The following is a 19,386-nucleotide window of genomic DNA, read 5'->3' as shown; positions in this document are numbered from 1 at the left end:
CCTCAGTAGGCGCCGGTGGAGAGGAACACGGCGCGCGCGGTCTTCCACAGGATCATGAGGTCCATCGCGAACGACCAGTTGTCGGCGTACCGCAGGTCCAGACGCACCGAGTCGGCCCAGTCGAGGTCGGAGCGTCCGCTGACCTGCCACAGGCCCGTGAGCCCCGGCTTGACGCGCAGGCGGCGGTGCACCTCGTCCTCGTACTCGCTGACCTCGCCGGGCAGCGGCGGTCGGGGGCCGACGAGCGACATGTCGCCCCGCAGCACGTTCCACAGCTGCGGGAGCTCGTCGAGCGAGTACTTGCGCATGAACCGGCCCAGCGGCGTGACGCGCGGGTCGTCGCGCATCTTGAACAGCACGCCGTTGCCGTCGGAGGAGGCCTCGAGCGCGGCCCGGCGGGCGTCCGCGTCGACGTACATCGAGCGGAGCTTCCACATGGTGAAGGGGCGCCCGTCGACCCCGATCCGCGTGTTGCGGTAGAACGCGGGCCCGGCCGAGGTGAGCCGGACCGCTGCGGCGAGCACCAGCACGACGGGTGCGGCGGCGAGCGCGAACAGCGGCGACAGGATCCGGTCCATCACGGCCTTGGCGACGATCCGCCGTCGCGGCGGCGCCACCTCCACCTCGAGCAGCGGCAGGATCCCGACGGGCCGCACGCTCAGGCGCGGCCCGCTGACCTCGACGAGGTCCGGCATCATCACCATCTCGGCGCCCGCGCGGTCGAGCGCCCAGCCGAGCCGGCGCGCGGCGGGCCCGCTCAGCGTGCCGCTGGTGACGATGACGACCTCGATCGCGTAGTCGGAGACGACCTGCGCGATGTCGGCGACCGCCCCGAGCACGGGGACGTCGACGAGCGGTGCGCGGTCGTCGACGGACGGCAGGCAGAGCCCGACGACGTCGTAGCCCTCGTAGGCGGTCTGCTGGAGCTCGTACGTCGCGCGGGACGCGTCCTGGGGCCGCCCGACGACGAGCGTGCGGCGCATGTCCAGGCCGTGCTGACGCCGGTGGTGCAGCCGCTTGCGCGCGGCGTACCGCAGCAGGCAGGCGAACGCGACGGCGCTCGGGATGCCCGCGAACACCACGGCGCGCGGGACGGGCAGCTCGAACGTGAAGGCGAGGCCCACCACGGCCGCGGCCACGGCCAGCCCGCCGGTGACGACGGACTGGAACTCCTGCGCACCGACCCCGATCCGACGGGCGTCGTAGCCGCGCGTCAGCGCGATCGCGGCCGGCAGCACGACCCCGGCGGCCGCGGCCCACGCGAGCGTCGCCCCCTCGACGCCGATGGTCGTCGCGGTGAGCGCGAGCGCCACGAGCGACGCCGACAGCGCGTCGGTCACGACGAGCAGGGCGCGCGAGCGCCGCGAGCGCACCGCCCAGGTCCGTGCGACGACCGTCGGGGCGTTGAACGGCGTCCTGCGCGGTTCGAAGGGTCGCGTCGACGCCCACGACCGGCGCGGCTCGCGCGAACGGGCGCGGCGGTCGAACGACTCGTAGACGTCAGGTCCACCACGGTCGGCCGTCAGCGTCATGTCAAGCCCCCCCAGGGTTCCCATGCGTACGGCGAGGTTACTGCGCGATCCGTCCCTGTCTACACCGGTTCGTCCGATTTCACCCGGTTCGCTGTCACTCGACCGAGTGCGCACGGAATTGCGCGCGGGTGAAAAAGCGCAGAAATGCGGATTGTGGCTCGGCTCACGTCCGACTTGGTCCTTACGCCCCAGAAGTCCCGACAAACAACGCGTAACCATGGAATGGCCGCGGAGAGCACATCCCCCCCGCTCTGGTCCGATCCGGACCGCGGCAGTAGGCATCCCCCCAGGAGATTTCTGTGCCCATTTCCACGCGCGTCCCGTCCCCCTCGCCGTCCCCCACCTCGGCATTCACAACTTCTTCATCGAATCCCCGCCGGCGCGTTCTCGCGACGGCCGGTGCCGCGACCGCCGTCGCGCTCGGCATGGTCGTGACGAGCACCACCAGCGCCTCGGCGTGGGGCGCACCCGACAGCACGGCCCCCGAGTCCGAGGCCGTGTCGACCCAGCCGTACGCCGTCGACACGTTCGACCGCGAGACCACCAGCGGGTGGGGCGAGGCGTCGTCCGGCGCCTGGGAGCACTCCGCCGCGGCGTCCGCCTTCCGGGCCGAGGGCGGCGTCGCCACCACGGCGCTCGGCAGCACGGGCGGCAACCAGTCCTCCTTCCTCGACGTGTCGTCGACCGACACCGAGCTGCAGGCCCAGGTCGGCCTCGCGGCGCTCCCGAAGAGCGGCACCGTGGACCTGTACGCGACCGCCCGCGCGCTGGACACGACGTCCGGCTACCGCTTCAAGCTCAAGGTCCAGACGGACGGCACCGTGGTCCCCAGCCTGCTGCGGGTGAACGGCACGAGCGCCTCGACGATCGCCACGACGACCGAGCGCCTGCGCCTCGACCCCACCGCTGACCTGCAGGTTCGCGTCCAGGCGACCGGCACGTCGCCCACGGTCGTGTCCGCCAAGGCCTGGCCGACCGGCACGCAGGAACCCGACGCCTGGACGCTCACCGCGAGCGACTCGACGGCCGCGCTGCAGACCGCGGGCGGCGTCGCGTTCACCACGTACGCCCCCGCGACGGCGGGCGCCGTGACCTCGCAGGTCGCGGACGTGTGGGCCGGCCCGACCGACGCCGCGCGCGACCTGAGCGCCGACAAGACCCTCGCCCCCGAGCCCGGCACCTACGTGCCGAGCGCCTCGACCACGGGCGTCCCGCGCGGCACCTACCTCCAGGTCCACAACGGTGACCTCACGATCACGAAGGCCGGCACGGTCGTCAACGGCATGGACATCCGGGGCTTCGTCACGGTCAAGGCCAAGGACGTCGTCATCCAGAACACGATCGTGCGCGGCCGTGCCACCGACGTGGCGCGCGGCCTGGTCGTCGTGGAGTCCACGGGGTCGCTGAAGATCTCCGACTCGGAGCTGTACAACTCCACGCCGAACTGGCTGGTCGACGGCCTGCGCGGCAGCGGCACCATCGACGCGACGCGACTGAACATCCACGACGTCATCGACAATGTGCACTTCTACGGTGACAACAAGAAGCTGACCGCTTCCTGGCTGCACGACACGCTGCATTACGAGAATGACCCGAGCCACTCCGACGGGACGCACGACGACAACGTGCAGATCGTCAAGGGCGCGAACATCTCGCTGATCGGCAACCGCATGGAGGGCGCGTACAACGCGGCCATCATGGTGACGCAGGGCCTCGGCACCGTGACCGGCCTGGTCATCGAGCGCAACTTCCTCGACCACGGCGCCTGCACGGTCAACGTGGCCGAGTCCGGTCGCGGCGCGATCGCCCTGCAGATGAGCGGCAACACGTTCGGCTCGCACAGCCGCAAGGGGTGCGCGTACATCGCCCCGACGACGACGACGAGCAAGAGCACCATCACCTCGAACACCTACGAGGACGGCTCGGCCATCACCCTGAAGAAGGGCTGACCCGCGCGGCCGTCGACCGCTGACGCCGAGGGGACCGTCCCGGGGAAACCCGGGACGGTCCCCTCGCGTCTTCGCTACGCTCGCCGGACCCGTGACTGGAAGGACCCGCGGTGCCGGCACTCACGTTCGTGACCCCCGTCTTCGAGGCGGAGGTCCAGCTGCTCGGGCTGCAGGCGCGGTCGTTCGCGCGGCACGCCCCGTCCGACGCCCGCGTGGTCGTCCTGGACAACACCCGCCGGGGCCTGCGGGAGGTCGACGCGCTGGTCCGCGCGTACGGCGCGCTCGCCCCGCGCGTGCGGGTGCTGCGCCCGGCCGACGTCACGGACCTGCCGACGACGTCCGGCTGGCGCAGCCAGCAGATCCTCAAGCTCGCGGTGGCCCGGCTCGTCGAGACCCCGCACTACGTCGCGCTCGACGCGAAGAACCACTTCGTCGCACGGCCCGACGACGCGTTCTTCGTCGCGGCGGACGGACGCGCGCGTGTGCGCGCGTACTCCTACACCGACCACACGTTGCGGCCCGCGCTCGAGCGCGTGTGCCGGTACCTCGGCCTCGACCCGGCCGAGCACGTGGGCCGCTTCGCGGCGACGACGACGCCGTTCACGCTCGACCGCGAGGTCGTGCTCGCGATGCTGGCGGACGTCGAGTCGGCCGCGGGGCGCCCGTTCGCGCGCGAGTTCCTGGCGCACGACCTCACCGAGTTCTTCCTGTACGCGGGTTGGCTGGCGCGGCGCGACGGCACGCTCGAACGGACCCTGGAGCTCACCGACGAGCCGAACCCGGTGGTGTGGCCCCGGCTCGCGACGCCGCAGGGCGTGCGCGCGGTGCTCGACGCGGGCCGCGACCTGCCGGTGCTCGGCCTGCACCGGGACGCCGTGCCCCGGCTCGACCCGCAGGCGACGGCGCAGCTCGCGGGCTTCTGGGCGGAGCGCGGGCTGGTCGACGCACCGGCCGACGGGGTCGCGCTCGTCGCGTCGATGCGCGCCCGGTACGACCGTGAGCGGCGTCGCCGGCAGATCCGCGAGCTGCCCGCCCGGGTGCTCAACGTCGGGCGTCGCGCCCTGGCCAGGGTCTCACGGCGGTGAGAATCTCACATTTCGGACAACTGTCTAGGTGGGCGCTGCCGCAGGTCAGCAAGGTCACGACGCGGTAACGGTCCCTGGTCACGGGCAGAGGGTCTCGGCCGAACGGGTGAATTCTTGTACGTTCGGCGCACCCGCCCGAGGTCGATCCTCCCGACCTGCCGTATTCGCGCCGATGTCCTCGTCACCCGAGCGGCCCAACCCGAGACCCAGGAGGTGCTCGTGCCCGGACGCCACACCGCTCCCCCAGGTGCGCGCACGACCGCGCTCGACAGCCCCCGCCGCCGCCAGCTCGTCGCAGTCGCTGCGATGGCCTGCGCGGCCGTCGTCCTCGCCACGACCATCGCGACCCAGGCGTCGTCCGCCGACACCGCCGTCCACCGCCCCGCGGACCCGCTGCGCGTCCTGAAGGGCACCACGCTCGCGGCCGGCGCGTCCACGACCGTCACGCTGCCGTCGGTGCCCAGCGGCACGACCGCCGCCGAGCTGCACGTGAGCGTCAAGCCCAGCAAGACGAACGCGACCGTCCGCGTGTGCCCCGGCACCGCGTCGACGTGCAGCAACCCCCGGACCGTCACGGCCGCCGGCGGGTTCGCCAACGGCTCGGTCCTCGTCGCGCCCTCGTCGGGCAAGGTCACGCTCACCGCGCTCGACGGCGCGAAGGTGTGGGCAGACGTGCGCGGCTGGTCGCTGCGCTCGACGAAGACCGACGCGCGCGACTCCCGGTACCTGCCCGTCGAGCCCCGCCGCGCCGGGACCGTGTCCCTCACGAGCAAGAAGACCCGCACGGTCTCGCTGTCGGGCGTGCCGAAGAACGCCACGGGCGCCGTCGTGCGCCTCACCAGCGCCGCCGGCGCGACCGCGACGAACATCGGCGCGTGCGCGACGGGCAGCTCGCCCACGTGCAACGGCACCACGTTCCTCAACCCCAGCACGTCGCGCGCCGCCCAGGCCTCCGGCGTCGTCGCCCTCGGCGGTGACGGGTCGCAGGTCAACCTGTACGCCACCGGCGGCAGCGCCGACGTCTCGATCGACATCGACGGCTTCTACGTCGCCGCGTCCACGCTCCCCGACGGCGGCCTTCTCGCGCCCGCGTCGGGCTCGCTCGACGCCCGCGTCATCAGCCCCGGCTCGTCGTCCACGCTCACGCTCTCGCCGCCGAGCGGCGCGACCGCCGTCCACCTGCGCGTCCGCGTCTCCGGCGCGTGGCGCGAGACGGTCGTCGCCGCCTGCCCCGGCACGTCGGCCACGGCGCGGTGCCGCTCGACGTCCCTCGTGACCGCCTCGTCGTCGGCGCCGACCTACGGCGACGCCGTGATCCCCCTCGGCGGCTCCGGCGGGAAGTCCGTCACGCTGACGAACACCGCCGCGAGCGTCAAGGTCGCGCCCGAGGTCCTCGGCTGGGTGGTGGGCGGCAAGACCGTCACCGTCGCGCCGACCTCGGCCACGACGAGCGCGACGACCAAGGCGACCGCCACCGCCACCGCGAAGGCCACGGCCACCGCCACCGCCACCGCCAAGGCGACCGCCACGGCGACGCCCAAGCCGACCGCGACGGCGACGGCCAAGCCCACCTCCTCACCGTCACCGACGAGCTCGCCGCGCGCCACCACGGCGCCGACGACGCCCGCCCCGTCGCCCAGCGCGAGCACCGGGACCGGCGGCAAGCCGGGACCGAGCAACACCGGCGTGCCGTCGGGCGTGTCCCTCAAGGTCCACGACGGCGACCTCGTCATCAAGGAGGACGGCGCCGTGATCAGCGGGCTCGACATCCGCGGGTTCGTCGACGTCCGGGCCTCGAACGTGACGATCAAGAACTCGATCATCCGCGGCTACAAGGTCAGCACCGGCCGCTCGCTCGTGCAGAACACCAACGGCGCCCCGCTGCTGATCCAGGACAGCGAGCTGTTCGCGGCGTCCCCGTCGTACTGGATCGACGGCGTCCGCGGCGCGAACATCACGATGCGCCGCGTCGACGTGCACGACGTCATCGACTCCGTCCGCATCACCGGTGACGACGTCCGCGTCGAGGCGTCGTGGCTGCACGACAACCTGCACTACGCCAGCGCGCCCTACCAGGAGGACGGGACGCACGACGACAACATCCAGATCCAGCGCGGCTCGGACATCGTCATCACCGGCAACACGATCGAGGGCGCCTACAACGCCGCGATCATGTACTCCCCGGGCCTGGGCGTGGTGTCCGACGTGACCGTGTCCGGCAACTGGATCGACGGCGGCGGGTGCTCGGTCAACATCGCCGAGCAGGGTCGCGGCCCGATCCAGGGGCTCGTGTTCAGCAAGAACACGTTCGGTCTCGACACCCGCGTCGACCGCTGCGCGATCATCTCGCCCTCGACGACGGTCCCCAAGGTCTCGTCGAACTACTACGAGGACGGCAAGACCGTCGCCGTCCGCCAGGGCGGCTGACGCAGCCGCCCACGCAGGGCTCCGACGCAGGGCGGTCGCTCCCGAGCGGCCGCCCTGCGTCGTGCCGTCAGGGCTTGGTGTGGAACCGCTGCTGCGCCGCCTCGAGGCCCTCGAGGACCACGGCCTCGACCGCGTCCGCGGCGCGGTCGACGAGCCAGCCCAGGTCCTTCGCCTCGGTCTTCGTGAAGTCCTTGAGGACGAAGTCCGCCGGGTCCTGGCGGCCGGGCGGGCGGCCGATGCCGACCCGCACCCGCACGTACTCCTTGGTGCCGAGCGCCTTCGTCGTGTCGCGCAGCCCGTTGTGGCCGCCCTCGCCGCCGCCGCGCTTGAGGCGGACGTCCGCGAACGGGATGTCGAGCTCGTCGTGCACCATCACGACGCGGTCCACCGGGACGTCGTAGTACTTCGCGAGCGCGGCGACCGGGCCGCCGGAGACGTTCATGTACGTCGTCGGCTTGGCGAGCACGACCCGCGGGCCGGGCGCTCCGCCCGGCAGGACGCCGAGCCGCGTCTCGGCCACGGCCGCCTGGGGGCGACGGGACAGCAGCCCGCTCGCGCGCGCCCCGAACGACGAGCCCGTGCGCCGCGCGAGCTCGTCGAGCACCATCTGACCGACGTTGTGCCGGTTGCCCGCGTACTGCGGTCCGGGGTTGCCCAGACCCACCACGAGCCACGGTCCGTCAGCCACTGGTCCTCCTCGGTCGTCGGGTGCGTGAAGTCGTCGGGGTGCGCCGACGCCCGGCACCGCACGTGACGGTACCGGGCGTCGGTCGCAGGTCCGCGGGCCGGGCCCGCGTCGGAGGTCTCAGGCCTCGGCCGGCGCCTCGGCGGCCTCGTCCGACTCCTCGCCGAGGTCCTCGGCGGAGACGCGCGGCGTCGAGATCGTCGTGACGACCGTCTCGGCGTCCGTGACGAGGGTCGAGCCGGTCGGCAGCGTGACGTCGCCGGCCTTGATGATCGCGCCGTCCTCGAGGCCGTCGATCGAGACCTCGACCGACTCGGGCAGGTGCGTCGCCTCGGCCTCGAGCGCGAGCGTCTGCGTCTCGACGACGTGGATGGTGCCGGAGGCCGACTCGCCGACGATGACGACGGGGATCTCGACGGAGACCTTCTCGCCCTTCTTCACGATGAGCAGGTCGACGTGCTCGATGATCTGGCGGACCGGCTCGCGCTGGACGTCCTTGGCGAGGGCGAGGACCGGCTTGCCGTCGACCTGGATCTCGAACAGGGCGTTGGCGTGCTTGACCGCGAGCATCGTCTCGTGGCCCGGGAGCGACACGTGGACGGGCTCCGTGCCGTGCCCGTACAGGACGGCGGGGATCTGGCCGGCGCGGCGCAGGCGGCGCGCGGCGCCCTTGCCGAACTCGGTGCGGGTGGTGGCGGCGAGCTTGACCTCGGACACGATGACTCCAGTGGTGCTGGGCGCACGGGGGCGCGACGTACGAGAACGGGTGCGGCACGGGGCCGGTGGTCTGGCGGCGGGCCGACGAGGGGCCCGGTGGCCTCGACGCGGGGCGCAGGACGGGCGCACGCGGAGGCGCTCGCCCAGTCGATCACGGACCGGAAGCGGTGTGGACCGTCCGACGTCCCTCGCCGAGGCAACCTGACGATCTTACCCGCTCACGGGGCCCCGCAGAAACCCGTCGGCGTGGGCTCAGTCACCCGCCATGGGCTCGTCGCGGCGCTCAAGCACGCGCACCGGCGCGGCGACTACGGTCGCACCCGCGGGCACGTCCCGCACGACGACCGCGCCGGCGCCGACGCGGGCACCCGCGCCGACCGTGACGGCGCCGATGATCTTCGCGCCCGCGCCGATGTACACGCCGTCCCCGATGGTCGGTGCGCCGAACCGCGGGCTCGTCTCGATGTCGTTCTTTCCGATGGTGACCTGCTGGTAGATCACCACGTCACGCCCGATCACCGCGCCGGGCGCGATGAACACGCCGATCGGCTTGTGCGGGAACTCCGGCGGGCCGGCGAACGTGGTGAGCAGCGAGATGTACCCGCCGAACTCCTCGAGGTACAGCTTGTACAGCGCCGCGTGCAGCCGACGCCGCACGCCGTGGGCGCGCACCGTCCGCTCGCGGTGCGCCCACCAGCCGCCCGACAGTCTCACGAGGATCCGCACCAGCACGGGTGCAGGCTCCCACACCGACGCCGCCGGGCACACGGGGCGTCTCGGGTGACGGTCGGGTCGAAGTGGCGGGTCGCAGCGGCGGGCCGGGCCTGCGGGTCAGGCCGTCGAGACGGGGGTGTCAGGCGTTGCCGTCGAACAGGCTCGTGACCGAGCCGTCGTCGAACACCTCGCGGATCGCGCGGGCGATGAGCGGCGCGATCGACAGGACGGTGAGCTGCTCGAAGCGCTTCTCGTCCTCGACGGGCAGGGTGTCGGTGATGACGACCTCGCGCACGCCGCACGACGACAGCCGCCCGACGGCCGGCTCGGACAGGATGCCGTGGGTCGCGGCGACGATGACGTCCTTCGCACCGGCCTCGTTGAGGACGCGCACCGCCTCGGCGATCGTGCCGCCGGTGTCGATCAGGTCGTCGACGAGCACGCACGAGCGGCCCTCGACGTCGCCGACGACACGGTTCGCGACGGCCTTGTTCGCGGTGCGCACGTCGCGCGTCTTGTGCACGAACGCGAGCGGACCGCCGCCGAGCTTCGCGGCCCACTGCTCCGCGACGCGGATGCGGCCGGCGTCCGGCGAGACGACCGTGACGTTCGTCAGGTCGACGCGCGAGCGCACGTAGTCGACGAGGATCGGCATGGCCCACAGGTGGTCGACGGGACCGTCGAAGAAGCCCTGGATCTGCGACGTGTGCAGGTCGACCGACATGATCCGGTCGGCGCCCGCGGTCTTGAACATGTCCGCCAGCAGGCGGGCGGAGATGGGCTCGCGTCCGCGGCTCTTCTTGTCCTGGCGCGCGTAGCCGTAGAACGGCGCGATCACGGTGATGGTCTTGGCCGAGGCGCGCTTGAGCGCGTCGACCATGAGCAGCTGCTCCATGATCCACTTGTTGATCACGGGCGACGCGTGCGACTGCAGCACGAACGCGTCCGCGCCGCGCACGGACTCCCCGAAGCGCGTGTAGATCTCGCCGTTGGCGAAGTCGTACGCGCTGGTCGGCACGAGCTCGATGCCGAGCTCGTCGACCACGGCCTGCGCGAGCTCGGTGTGCGCCCGGCCGGAGACGACGACGAGTCGCTTCTCTCCGTCGTGGGAGATGATCCCCGTCATCGCGTGCTCTTCTCCTCAGTGCCGTGCTGCGCGGCGGTCTGGCCCGCACCGGTGCCGGCGGGGCTGGTCGGGTCGGACAGGTGCGCCGGCTGGCCGGGCAGGCCGGGCGGCGGGGTCACGGGGATGCCGCGCGCGGCGGTGGCGGCGCGCTCGAGCTCGGCGCGCGCCTGCGGCGACAGCGACTCGTCGAGCGCGGGACCGGCGGCGGCAGTCGCGGCCTGGGCGGCCTCGGCGGCCGGCGTCCCGGCGCGCGAGCGCTGCACCCAGCCCTCGATGTTCCGCTGCGCGCCCGCGCTCACGCCGAGCGCACCGGCCGGCACGTCGCGGCGGATGACCGACCCGGCGCCCGTGTACGCGCCGTCTCCGACCGTCACGGGCGCGACGAACATGTTGTCGGCGCCCGTGCGGGCGTGCGAGCCGATCGTCGTGCGGTGCTTGTTCACGCCGTCGTAGTTGACCGTGACCGACGCGGCACCGATGTTCGAGTGCTCGCCGATCGTCGCGTCACCGATGTACGACAGGTGCGGGACCTTCGAGCCCGCGCCGATCTGCGCGTTCTTCGTCTCGACGAACGTGCCGATCTTGCCCTTGCGGCCGAGCACCGTGCCGGGACGCAGGTACGCGAACGGGCCGACGCTGGCCTTCTCGCCGATGACCGCGAGGCTGCCGTGCGTGCGCACCACCGTGGCGCGCGGGCCGACCTCGACGTCCGTGAGCGTGGTGTCCGGGCCGACCGTCGCGCCCTCGCGCACGACCGTCGCGCCGTGCAGCTGCGTGCCCGGAAGGAGCGTCACGTCGCGCTCGAGCTCGACGTCCACGTCCACCCACGTCGTCGCGGGGTCGACGATCGTGACGCCCTCGCGCATCCAGTCCTCGAGGAGGCGGCGGTTGAGCTCCGCGGCGAGCGCCGCGAGCTGCACGCGGTCGTTGACGCCCTCGACGACGAACGCGTCGTCGGTGCGCAGCGCGCGCACGTGACCGCCGTCGCCGCGCGCGATCGCGAGCACGTCCGTCAGGTAGACCTCGCCCTGCGCGTTGTCGCGGCCGAGCCTGCCGAGCGCGCTGCGCAGCACCGCGGCGTCGAACACGTAGATGGAGGAGTTGATCTCGCGGATCTCGCGCTCGGCGTCGCTCGCGTCCTTGTGCTCGACGATCCGCAGCACGTCACCGGTGCCCGGCTCGCGCACGATGCGGCCGTAGCCCGTGGCGTCCTCGACCTCGGTCGTGAGCACCGTGACGGCGTTGCCGTCCGCGTGGTGGGCCGCGAGCAGCTCGCCGAGCGTCCCGGCGTCGAGCAGCGGGACGTCGCCCGCGACGACGACGACCGCACCCTCGAGCAGCACGCCCGACGCCGAGCCCGGCACGCCAGGGCCGTCGAGCGCCGCGACCGCGCTCGCCTGCGCCGCCGCGTCGAGCGTCGTCATCGCGACCTGCACCGCACGGCCCGTGCCGGGGATCGCGTCCTGGTCGGCGACCAGCGCGGTGGGGACGATCTCGGTCACGTGCGCCGCGACCTTGTCCCGCTCGTGCCGGACGACGACCACGACCCGCTCCGGGTCGAGGGCCTGCGCGGTGGCCAGCGCGTGGCCGAGCATGCTGCGACCGGCCAGCGTGTGCAGGACCTTCGGGGTCGCCGAGCGCATCCTGGTTCCCTCACCTGCGGCGAGGACGATGACGGCGGCTGGGCGGGGGACGGTCACCTGTGGGTGCTCCTCGCGAGGGTGTGCCCGACGATCCGGGCGTGGGATCCGTGCGCGCCCGCCACTCTACCGCCGCGGTCGGGCACCCCCGTCCGTGACGACCGGGTGGCGACCGAGTCACGGGTCACACCGCAGCGTCGTCCCGCAGGTCAGGGCGTCGTCGTCCCGCACGTCAGGACGGGGCCCGTGCGACCGTGCTGCAGCGTCGGCGTGCGCTCGACGCGCACCTCGTCGGCTCCCGTCGCGGTGGTCACGTGCACGTCGACCGTGGCGGTCTCGCCGGGCGCGAGCCGCACCGCGAGCGCGCCCGCCTGGCGTCCCTCGTGGTCCTGCAGGCCGGGCCCGACGGACTGCGGCTCGCCGCCGTCGCGCGCGACGCGGATCTCGCCGAGCGTCCCGCCGCGCGGCGAGTACAGCAGCACCTGCGTCGTGAACGACCCGGCGGGCGTGCCGTTGACCCCGCCACCCGTCACGTAGTGCGGCAGCGACGTCGCGGCGTCCGCCGGGGCCGTGCTCGTGAGCGTGAGGTGCAGCCACGCGCTCGCCCCGTCCGCGGAGCACGTCAGGTCGTCCGCGGTGAGCTCGGTGTCGAGGTAGTAGTCCATCTTGGAGACGGTCGTGTCGTTGAGGAACACGCCCGCCGTGACGTCCGCGGCGTCGTCGGCGAGGAAGTCGTGCACGAGCCCGACGTCGCGCAGGCGCTCGCGCACGTCGTCGTCGGCGGTCCACACCGAGACGCGGCCCTCCCCCACCACGTCACCGACCGCGTCGACGAGCTCCTTGCCCGAGTACCCGCCCGCGAACGTCGCGCTCACCACGGACTGCGCGACCTGCGCGAAGAACGTGTCCGAGTCCGTCGCGTCCGGGTAGCGCGCGTACGCGCCGGACAGCAGCGTCTCGACCGCGTCGTCGGACGTGAGCCGGGTGCCGTCGGGCGTCGTCGTCGGGCCGATCACGTCCAGCAGCCGCGCGAGGACCACCGGGTCGACCGTGAGCACGCCGTCGACCTGACGGCCCGTCTCGCGCTCCCACAGCGCGCTCGCGAGCTCGGCCGTGCGCGCGAAGTCCGGCGTCGCCGTCACCGCCTGCATGTACCGCGCGGGCACGTCGCCCAGCAGCGCACGCTCCGCCGGGTCGAGCGGGACCGCGGGCTGGTCCGGCCGACCCATGGTGCGCGCCGGCTGCTGCGCGCCCACCGTGATCACGCCCGCGTCCGTGCGGACCTCCAGCACCGAGCCCACGATGCCGCCCGCGCTGCGCAGCTCCGCGGGGTTGAGCACCAGGACCAGGTACGAGCGCGGGCCGTCCGCACCGAGCAGCGGCGGCACGATCGCGAGCGCGGTGTCCGCCGTCTCCAGCCGGTCGCGCAGCTCGGCGAGCTGCTCGCGTGCCGGGACCAGCCGGTCCGCGAGCTGCGGGACGAGCGCGTCCGTGTCGACCGCGTCGAGCTGCGCCACGGCCGCGTCGACCGCGCCGTACGCCTGCGCCACCGCCGGCGCCATCGCGGTCAGCGACGCCACGTCGACCCGGCCGTCCTGCGGCGTCAGCGCGTCGGTGGAGAAGTCCCCGGCGACGTCGACGAGCGGCGGCAGCGCGTCGTGCGCGAGCGCGTCGAAGGCGTCCGTGGCGGCCGAGACCGCCGACAGCTGCGCACCCAGCCACGGCGCGTGCTCCGCGACCCGCCACACCGGGTCGCCCGTCGCAGCGCTCGCGCGGTCCGCCGAATCCTGCAACCCGGGCAGCACACCGCCGACCGCGGCGACGTCCCCGGCGCTCACCGCCTCGCGGACCGTCCCGAGCTGCGCGTCGGCGTCCGCGAGCGCACTCGCGACCTGCGTCCCGCGCCACGCGAGCCACACCCCCAGCAGCAAGACGACGACCAGCACGACGACGAGCGTGAGCAGCACGCGCCGCACCGACCGCCGCCACGGCGCGACCGGCCGCCGGCTCGTCGGGACCCCGCCGTGCTCGTCGGACGCGTGCTCGTCGGACGCGTGCTCGTCGGACGCGTGCTCGTCGGACGCGTGCTCGTCGGGCGCGGTACCCGGCGCGTGCTCGTCGGTGACGGCACGCTCGTCGTCCGCACCCACGACGTCAGCCCGCTCGGACACCCGACCCCCGTCCCCCACCAGCACGGCCGGTGCTCTTCCGGGCCACGACACGGCCCTCCTGCTCGAGGCTAGGTGCCGGTTCTGGCACAGTCAGCAGAGTTCGTCCCGATTCACCCGGTTCGGCGCCGACCGATCGGGCGCGTGAAGTCACACCCGTGAAGTCACACGGGTGTCATCCGCCGGGGGCCTGCACGTAACAGGACCGCGCCACGATGCCCGCGACGCCCGAACCCGCCCGCGTCACCGCACGCACCGTCGTCCGCAGCCATTTCCCGCTCAAGCGAGGTCCCGTTGCTCAAGAAGTCCCGCGCCGCGTCCGCCACCCGCCTCACGTTCGCCCTCCCGGCGACCGCCGTCGACGGTCCCGTGAGCGTCGTCGGCACGTTCAACGACTGGACGCCCGGCACGCACGTGCTGCGCCGCCGCTCGAACGGCACGTCGAGCGTGACCGTCACCGTCCCGACAGGCACGGTCGTGCAGTTCCGCTACCTCGGCGAGCACGGCCGCTGGTTCGACGACGAGACCGCCGACGAGATCACCCCCGAGGGCTCCCTGGTCCACGCCTGACCCGCCGGGCACGGGGCGGCGTCGCCCGTCGGCGCGGCGGGCTCGTCAGCCGCGCCAGGCCGGCATCTGCTGCACCGTCCACCCGTTGCCGTCCGGATCCGTGAAGCCCGTGAACCGGCCCCACGGCAGGTCCTGCACGGGCGGGGCGTCGACGCCGTGCTCCAGCAGGAACGCGCGGGCCGCGTCGGCGTCGTCGACGACGACCTGCAGCCCCTTGACCGACCCCGGCGGGGCGTCGGTCAGCCCCTGGCCGACGGCGATCGAGCACGCCGACCCGGGTGCGGTCAGCTGCACGAACCGCACGTCGTCGCTGACCCGCTGGTCGTGGTCGACGACGAAGCCGACCTGCTCCGAGTAGAAGGCCTTGGCCCGGTCGACATCACTGACCGGGAGGATCACGAGCTCGAGCCTGAACTCCATCGCGCACCCCTGACGACGAGCCACCGGCGGGCCGCCGGCGACGGTCCGCCCATCGTCACCCCGACCACCGACACGGCGGCACCCCACCGGGGGCAGTGCTCCGCCCCCAGGATTCGAACCTGGACCGCGAGGCTCCAAAGGCCTGCGTGCTGCCGTTACACCAGGGCGGAACGCCGTCGCGCCGACGGCGCCCCAAGTCTGCCAGCCGCGCGTGCGTGCTCGGACCGGGGTGCCGGCCGCACCGGTGGCCCGTCGGGGTGATGCGACCTCCCCGCGGGCCGGGAGGGCCGGGGAGCGGGCCGTGGCACGGCATGATGGGCGCCATGGCGGAGAGCAGACGGGCACCCCGGTCGCGCATGACCGGGGTCCAGCGGCGTGCGCAGCTGCTGGACGTGTCGCGTCGGCTGTTCGCCGAGAAGGGGTTCGAGGGCACGAGCGTCGAGGAGATCGCGGCCCGGGCCGAGGTCTCCAAGCCGGTGGTGTACGAGCACTTCGGCGGCAAGGAGGGGGTGTACGCGGTCGTCGTCGACCGTGAGGTGCAGGCCCTGACGGGTGCGCTCACGGGTGCGCTCGAGGGCGGCGGGCATCCCAAGGTCCTCGTCGAGCGGACGGCGCTCGCGCTGCTGTCGTACATCGAGGCGAACGAGGCCGGGTTCCGGATCCTCGTGCGGGACTCCCCCGTGGCGCAGGCGACGGGCACGTTCTCGAGCCTGATCGGTGACGTCGCGACGCAGGTGGAGCACCTGCTCGCGAACGAGTTCAAGAAGCAGGGCCAGGACCCGAAGACCGCGCCGATGTACGCGCAGATGCTCGTCGGGATGGTCGCGCTGACGGGTCAGTGGTGGCTCGACGCGCGGCGCCCGGGCAAGGCGGACGTCGCGGCGCACCTGGTGAACCTCGCGTGGAACGGGCTGTCCGGGCTGGAGCGCCGCCCGAGCCTGACGAAGGTCACGGTGGCGGACAAGCCGCGGCCCGCGCCGGAGCATCACGACGCGGGCGCGGACGCCGCGCCGGCCGCCGGGACCGCGTAGCAGAACCACCCGCTCGGACGCCCGTCGCACCCGTGCGTTGTGTCGACGTCGAGTAATCTCGTCGCATGGCGGAGACGGCTCACGACGAGGTGGACCGCATCGTCGCCGCCTGGAACCGGGAGCGACCCGACCTGGACGTCCGGCCGCTCGAGGTCCTCTCGCGCGTGAGCCGCCTCGCGCGGCACCTGGACCTGGCGCGTCGAGGCGCGTTCGACCGGCACGACCTGGAGACGTGGGAGTTCGACGTCCTGTCCGCGCTGCGTCGCGCGGGCAAGCCGTACCGGCTGTCGCCGGGGGCGCTGCTGACGCTCACGCTCGTGACGTCGGGGACCATGACGAACCGCATCGACCGGCTCGCGGAGAAGGGCCTGGTCGAGCGTCGGCCGTCGCCTGACGACCGGCGCGGGGTGCTCGTGCAGCTCACGCCCGCGGGGCTGGAGCGGGTCGACGCGGCGTTCGCGGACCTGCTCGACACCGAGCGCACGCTGCTGGGCGACCTCTCCGAGGAGGACCGCACGCGCCTCGCGGACCTGCTGCGCACGGCGCTCGTGCCGTTCGACGCCCCGCACTGACCCGACCGGGCGCTCGCACCGCGGGACCCGCAGGGTCTCAGCCGCCGGCGACGTCCGCGGCCTCGAGCCACGCCTCCTCGAGCTGCTCGCGCTCGGTGGCGAGCGCGCGGAGCTCGGCGTCGAGGCGTTGCACGGCCTCGTGGTCGGTCGCCCGCTCGGCCAGCGTCGCGTGCAGCGCCGCCTCCAGGTCGGCGATCTTCGCGAGCCGACGCTCGATGCGCGTGACCTCCTTGCGCGCGGCGCGCACGTCGGCGGCGCTCGGCGCGGCGGTCTGTCCCGCGGCCTCGTCGGACGACGACGAGCCCGCGGCGGGTGCGTCGCTCGACGACCCGCCCTCGAGCGCGACGCGGCGCAGCTCGAGGTACTCCTCGACGCCGCCGGGCAGGTCCCGCAGGTGCCCGTCGCCGAGGAGTGCGACCTGCCGGTCGCACACGCGCTCGAGCAGGTAGCGGTCGTGCGAGACGACGACCAGCGTGCCGGGCCAGCCGTCGAGCAGGTCCTCGAGGGCGGCGAGCGTGTCGGTGTCGAGGTCGTTGGTGGGCTCGTCGAGCAGGAGCACGTTGGGCTCGCCGACGAGCAGGCGCAGCAGCGACAGGCGTCGCCGCTCGCCGCCGGACAGGTCCTTGACGGGCGTGCGGGCGCGGTCGCGCGTGAAGCCGAGCCGCTCGACGAGCTGCGCGGCGGTGAGCTCCTTGCCGCCGACGACGACGGACCGCTTCTCGGCCTCGACGACCTCGACGACCCGCAGGTCGGCGACCTCGTCGAGGTCCTCGACGTCCTGGCGCAGCTCGGCGACCTGCACGGTCTTGCCGCGCTTGACCCGCCCCGCGTCGGGCGCGAGGCGACCGGACAGCAGGCGCAGCAGCGTCGTCTTGCCCGCGCCGTTGACGCCGACGACCCCGTACCGGTCCCCCGGTCCGATGCGCCACGTGACGTCGTCGAGCAGCGTGCGCCCGCCGAGCGCGACCGTGACGTCCTCGACGTCGAGCACGTCCTTGCCGAGCCGCGCGGTGGCCATGCGGGACAGCTCGAGCTGGTCGCGCGGCGGCGGCTCGTCGGCGATGAGCGCGTTCGCGGCGTCGATGCGGAACTTCGGCTTGGACGTGCGCGCCGGGGCGCCGCGGCGCAGCCACGCGAGCTCCTTGCGCAGCAGGTTCTGCCGCTTCTCCTCGGTGACCGCGGCGGTGCGGGCCCGCTCGGCGCGCGCGAGCACGTAGGCCGCGTAGCCGCCGTCGTACTGATCGACCGCGCCGTCGTGCACCTCCCACGTGCGCGTGCAGACCGCGTCGAGGAACCAGCGGTCGTGGGTCACGACGACGAGCGCGCCCGACCCGCGCGAGAAGCGCTGGTTCAGGTGCGCGGCGAGCCAGGCCACGCCCTCGACGTCGAGGTGGTTGGTGGGCTCGTCGAGCACGAGCACCTCGTCGTCGCCGACGAGCAGCGCGGCGAGCGCGACGCGGCGGCGCTGCCCGCCGGACAGCGTGCTCACGTCCGCGGCGAGGTCCACGTCCGGCAGGAGGCCGGCGTGCACGGCGCGGATGCGCGGGTCGGAGGCCCACTCGTGCGCGTCGGCGGTGCCGTGGATCGCGTCGAGCACGGTGCCGGAGCCCAGCTCGTCGCGCTGGTCGAGCATCGCCAGGCGCACGCCGCCCGCGCGCGTCACGCGCCCGTCGTCGGGCTCCTGGCTGCCCGCGAGCACGCGCAGGAGCGTGGACTTGCCGGCCCCGTTGGGCCCGACGACCCCGACGCGCTGCCCGTCGTCGAGGCCGAGGGAGACGCCGTCGAGGAGGACCCGGGTGCCGAGCGCGAGGGTGACGCGGTCCGCGCCGAGGAGGTGAGCCATGAGGCCTCCGAGGTTACCGGCCCCCGGCGTGGCTCCCTCACCGCGTCAGGTAGGCCCCGAGCTTGTCGAGGATCGACGCGCATCCGGTCTCGCGGCTCGCGACGCCGTCCGGGCCGTCGGTGTAGACGCCCTGCTCGGTGTACGTCAGGCGCGTGCCGCCGTCCACGGCCTCGAACGTCGTCGTGACGAGCGACGTCGACAGGTACGCCTCGTCGATCCACATGTCGTACGTGTGCACGATGCGCTCGTTCTCGACGATGTCCGAGTACCGCGCGACGTACTTGCTACGCGGCCCGTCGTGCCAGCGGCCGTCCTCGATCTCGATCCCGCCGGGCCGGAAGTCGTTGGAGCGCGCGTCGAGGTCGAAGTTCTCGTCGTCGCCGAACCACTGCAGGCGCTGCTCGAGCTCGGCGTGCGCGGCCCAGACCCGCTCGACGGGGACGGGGTAGGTGCGTTCGATGGTGAACGACGCGTGCGTGAGCGGGGTGGTGGTGGTCGTCATGACTGCTCCTGGGGTGGGGGTCCGGCTGCGGGACCGGTGAGGTGGTCGCCGAGCCGGTCGAGGCGGCGCTCGGCCGGCAGGCGCTGGCCGGCCAGCCAGGCCGTCGGGCCGACGAGCGCGCCGGGGACGAGCGTGCAGGTGCGGACGCGGCCGATCTTCTGCGACTGCACGATCCCGGCGGACTCGAGCACCGCGAGGTGCTGCAGAACCGCGGGGAGCGACATGTCGAGCGGTGCGGCGAGCGTGCCGACGGTGGCGGGTCCGCGCACGAGGCGTTCGACGATCGTGCGGCGGCTCGCGTCCGACAGGGCCCGGAACACGGCGTCGAGCCGTGCGCCCTCGGCATCCCTGTCATGGTTAAGCATGTACTTAACTATTGACCCGCGCGGAACCCCCGTCAAGGGG

General features: G+C 73.5%; 17 protein-coding genes and 1 tRNA gene. 6 read left to right on the top strand and 12 right to left on the bottom strand.

Annotated features, from left to right (window positions below):
- Nucleotides 1-2: 2 nt before the first annotated feature.
- On the bottom strand, nt 3-1,532 hold the full coding sequence (locus F1D97_RS06745; RefSeq protein ID WP_094181971.1) for a sugar transferase: 1,530 nt from the start codon (nt 1,530-1,532) through the stop codon (nt 3-5).
- Nucleotides 1,533-1,963: 431 nt separating this feature from the next.
- Between F1D97_RS06745 and F1D97_RS06740 the strand changes: the two genes are divergently transcribed.
- The 3 genes from F1D97_RS06740 (at nt 1,964) to F1D97_RS06730 (ending at nt 6,993) form a co-directional block, all read left to right on the top strand.
- Nucleotides 1,964-3,481 carry a right-handed parallel beta-helix repeat-containing protein gene (locus tag F1D97_RS06740; RefSeq protein WP_236123096.1) on the top strand — a complete coding sequence of 506 codons (1,518 nt, stop codon included), beginning with the start codon at nt 1,964-1,966 and terminating at the stop codon, nt 3,479-3,481.
- A 110-nt stretch (nt 3,482-3,591) separates the two neighbouring features.
- Nucleotides 3,592-4,566, top strand: coding sequence for a DUF6492 family protein (locus F1D97_RS06735; RefSeq protein ID WP_094181969.1), 975 nt, complete (start codon nt 3,592-3,594; stop codon nt 4,564-4,566).
- Between the two features lie 219 nt (nt 4,567-4,785).
- A complete protein-coding gene (locus F1D97_RS06730; RefSeq protein ID WP_236123095.1) occupies nt 4,786-6,993 on the top strand; it encodes a right-handed parallel beta-helix repeat-containing protein in 2,208 nt (735 codons plus the stop codon).
- A 67-nt stretch (nt 6,994-7,060) separates the two neighbouring features.
- Here the strand turns inward: F1D97_RS06730 and pth are convergent, their stop codons facing one another.
- The 6 genes from pth to F1D97_RS06700 form a co-directional block, all read right to left on the bottom strand.
- Entirely contained in the window at nt 7,061-7,681 is a 621-nt protein-coding gene (gene pth / locus F1D97_RS06725; protein ID WP_236123094.1) for an aminoacyl-tRNA hydrolase, read from the bottom strand.
- Between the two features lie 117 nt (nt 7,682-7,798).
- Nucleotides 7,799-8,395 (bottom strand): 50S ribosomal protein L25/general stress protein Ctc, encoded by a 597-nt coding sequence (locus F1D97_RS06720; RefSeq protein ID WP_236123093.1) that lies wholly within the window; start codon nt 8,393-8,395, stop codon nt 7,799-7,801.
- Nucleotides 8,396-8,647: 252 nt separating this feature from the next.
- A complete protein-coding gene (locus F1D97_RS06715; RefSeq protein ID WP_236123092.1) occupies nt 8,648-9,127 on the bottom strand; it encodes an LbetaH domain-containing protein in 480 nt (159 codons plus the stop codon).
- 121 nt (nt 9,128-9,248) lie between these two features.
- A complete protein-coding gene (locus F1D97_RS06710) occupies nt 9,249-10,235 on the bottom strand; it encodes a ribose-phosphate diphosphokinase (RefSeq protein WP_236123091.1) in 987 nt (328 codons plus the stop codon).
- On the bottom strand, nt 10,232-11,935 hold the full coding sequence (gene glmU, locus F1D97_RS06705; RefSeq protein ID WP_236123090.1) for a bifunctional UDP-N-acetylglucosamine diphosphorylase/glucosamine-1-phosphate N-acetyltransferase GlmU: 1,704 nt from the start codon (nt 11,933-11,935) through the stop codon (nt 10,232-10,234). The genes F1D97_RS06710 and glmU overlap by 4 nt, the downstream gene beginning before the upstream one ends.
- Nucleotides 11,936-12,084: 149 nt before the next feature.
- The gene (locus tag F1D97_RS06700; RefSeq protein WP_236123089.1) at nt 12,085-14,046 is read right to left on the bottom strand and encodes a DUF4012 domain-containing protein; all 1,962 of its coding nucleotides are present in this window, start codon (nt 14,044-14,046) and stop codon (nt 12,085-12,087) included.
- 291 nt (nt 14,047-14,337) lie between these two features.
- Here F1D97_RS06700 and F1D97_RS06695 point away from each other — a divergent pair, with 291 nt between their 5' ends.
- On the top strand, nt 14,338-14,613 hold the full coding sequence (locus F1D97_RS06695; protein ID WP_236123088.1) for an isoamylase: 276 nt from the start codon (nt 14,338-14,340) through the stop codon (nt 14,611-14,613).
- A gap of 45 nt (nt 14,614-14,658) precedes the next feature.
- Here the strand turns inward: F1D97_RS06695 and F1D97_RS06690 are convergent, their stop codons facing one another.
- Complete coding sequence (locus tag F1D97_RS06690) at nt 14,659-15,033, bottom strand: glyoxalase superfamily protein (protein WP_236123087.1); 375 nt, start codon at nt 15,031-15,033, stop codon at nt 14,659-14,661.
- Between the two features lie 98 nt (nt 15,034-15,131).
- Nucleotides 15,132-15,203: transfer RNA gene (locus F1D97_RS06685), tRNA-Gln, on the bottom strand.
- A gap of 186 nt (nt 15,204-15,389) precedes the next feature.
- Between F1D97_RS06685 and F1D97_RS06680 the strand changes: the two genes are divergently transcribed.
- Both F1D97_RS06680 and F1D97_RS06675 read left to right on the top strand, forming a co-directional pair.
- Nucleotides 15,390-16,064 carry a TetR/AcrR family transcriptional regulator gene (locus tag F1D97_RS06680; protein WP_236123507.1) on the top strand — a complete coding sequence of 225 codons (675 nt, stop codon included), beginning with the start codon at nt 15,390-15,392 and terminating at the stop codon, nt 16,062-16,064.
- A gap of 65 nt (nt 16,065-16,129) precedes the next feature.
- Complete coding sequence (locus F1D97_RS06675; protein WP_236123086.1) at nt 16,130-16,636, top strand: MarR family winged helix-turn-helix transcriptional regulator; 507 nt, start codon at nt 16,130-16,132, stop codon at nt 16,634-16,636.
- A gap of 37 nt (nt 16,637-16,673) precedes the next feature.
- On the opposite strand, the gene F1D97_RS06670 is transcribed toward F1D97_RS06675, so the two are convergent.
- From F1D97_RS06670 to F1D97_RS06660, 3 genes are read right to left on the bottom strand one after another with little or no spacing between them, the layout of a single operon-like run.
- Nucleotides 16,674-18,479: an ABC-F family ATP-binding cassette domain-containing protein gene (locus tag F1D97_RS06670; protein ID WP_236123085.1), complete on the bottom strand. Its 1,806-nt coding sequence runs from the start codon at nt 18,477-18,479 to the stop codon at nt 16,674-16,676.
- Between the two features lie 37 nt (nt 18,480-18,516).
- Complete coding sequence (locus tag F1D97_RS06665) at nt 18,517-18,981, bottom strand: SRPBCC family protein (RefSeq protein ID WP_236123084.1); 465 nt, start codon at nt 18,979-18,981, stop codon at nt 18,517-18,519.
- A complete protein-coding gene (locus F1D97_RS06660; RefSeq protein WP_236123083.1) occupies nt 18,978-19,346 on the bottom strand; it encodes an ArsR/SmtB family transcription factor in 369 nt (122 codons plus the stop codon). Before F1D97_RS06660 ends, F1D97_RS06665 begins: the two co-directional genes overlap by 4 nt.
- Nucleotides 19,347-19,386 lie beyond the last annotated feature (40 nt).

Source organism: Cellulomonas palmilytica (genome assembly GCF_021590045.1).
Taxonomy (GTDB): Bacteria; Actinomycetota; Actinomycetes; order Actinomycetales; family Cellulomonadaceae; genus Cellulomonas; species Cellulomonas palmilytica.
This window is presented reverse-complemented; position numbering and strand designations above follow the sequence as displayed.

What these genes read in the sequence shown, in the direction of transcription:
- F1D97_RS06745 (WP_094181971.1), bottom strand. Translation starts at nt 1,532, where the DNA reads ATGACGCTGACGGCCGACCGTGGTGGACCTGACGTCTACGAGTCGTTC.
- F1D97_RS06710 (WP_236123091.1), bottom strand. Translation starts at nt 10,235, where the DNA reads ATGACGGGGATCATCTCCCACGACGGAGAGAAGCGACTCGTCGTCGTC.
- F1D97_RS06690 (WP_236123087.1), bottom strand. Translation starts at nt 15,033, where the DNA reads ATGGAGTTCAGGCTCGAGCTCGTGATCCTCCCGGTCAGTGATGTCGAC.
- F1D97_RS06680 (WP_236123507.1), top strand. Translation starts at nt 15,390, where the DNA reads ATGACCGGGGTCCAGCGGCGTGCGCAGCTGCTGGACGTGTCGCGTCGG.
- F1D97_RS06675 (WP_236123086.1), top strand. Translation starts at nt 16,130, where the DNA reads ATGGCGGAGACGGCTCACGACGAGGTGGACCGCATCGTCGCCGCCTGG.
- F1D97_RS06670 (WP_236123085.1), bottom strand. Translation starts at nt 18,479, where the DNA reads ATGGCTCACCTCCTCGGCGCGGACCGCGTCACCCTCGCGCTCGGCACC.
- F1D97_RS06665 (WP_236123084.1), bottom strand. Translation starts at nt 18,981, where the DNA reads ATGACGACCACCACCACCCCGCTCACGCACGCGTCGTTCACCATCGAA.
- F1D97_RS06660 (WP_236123083.1), bottom strand. Translation starts at nt 19,346, where the DNA reads ATGCTTAACCATGACAGGGATGCCGAGGGCGCACGGCTCGACGCCGTG.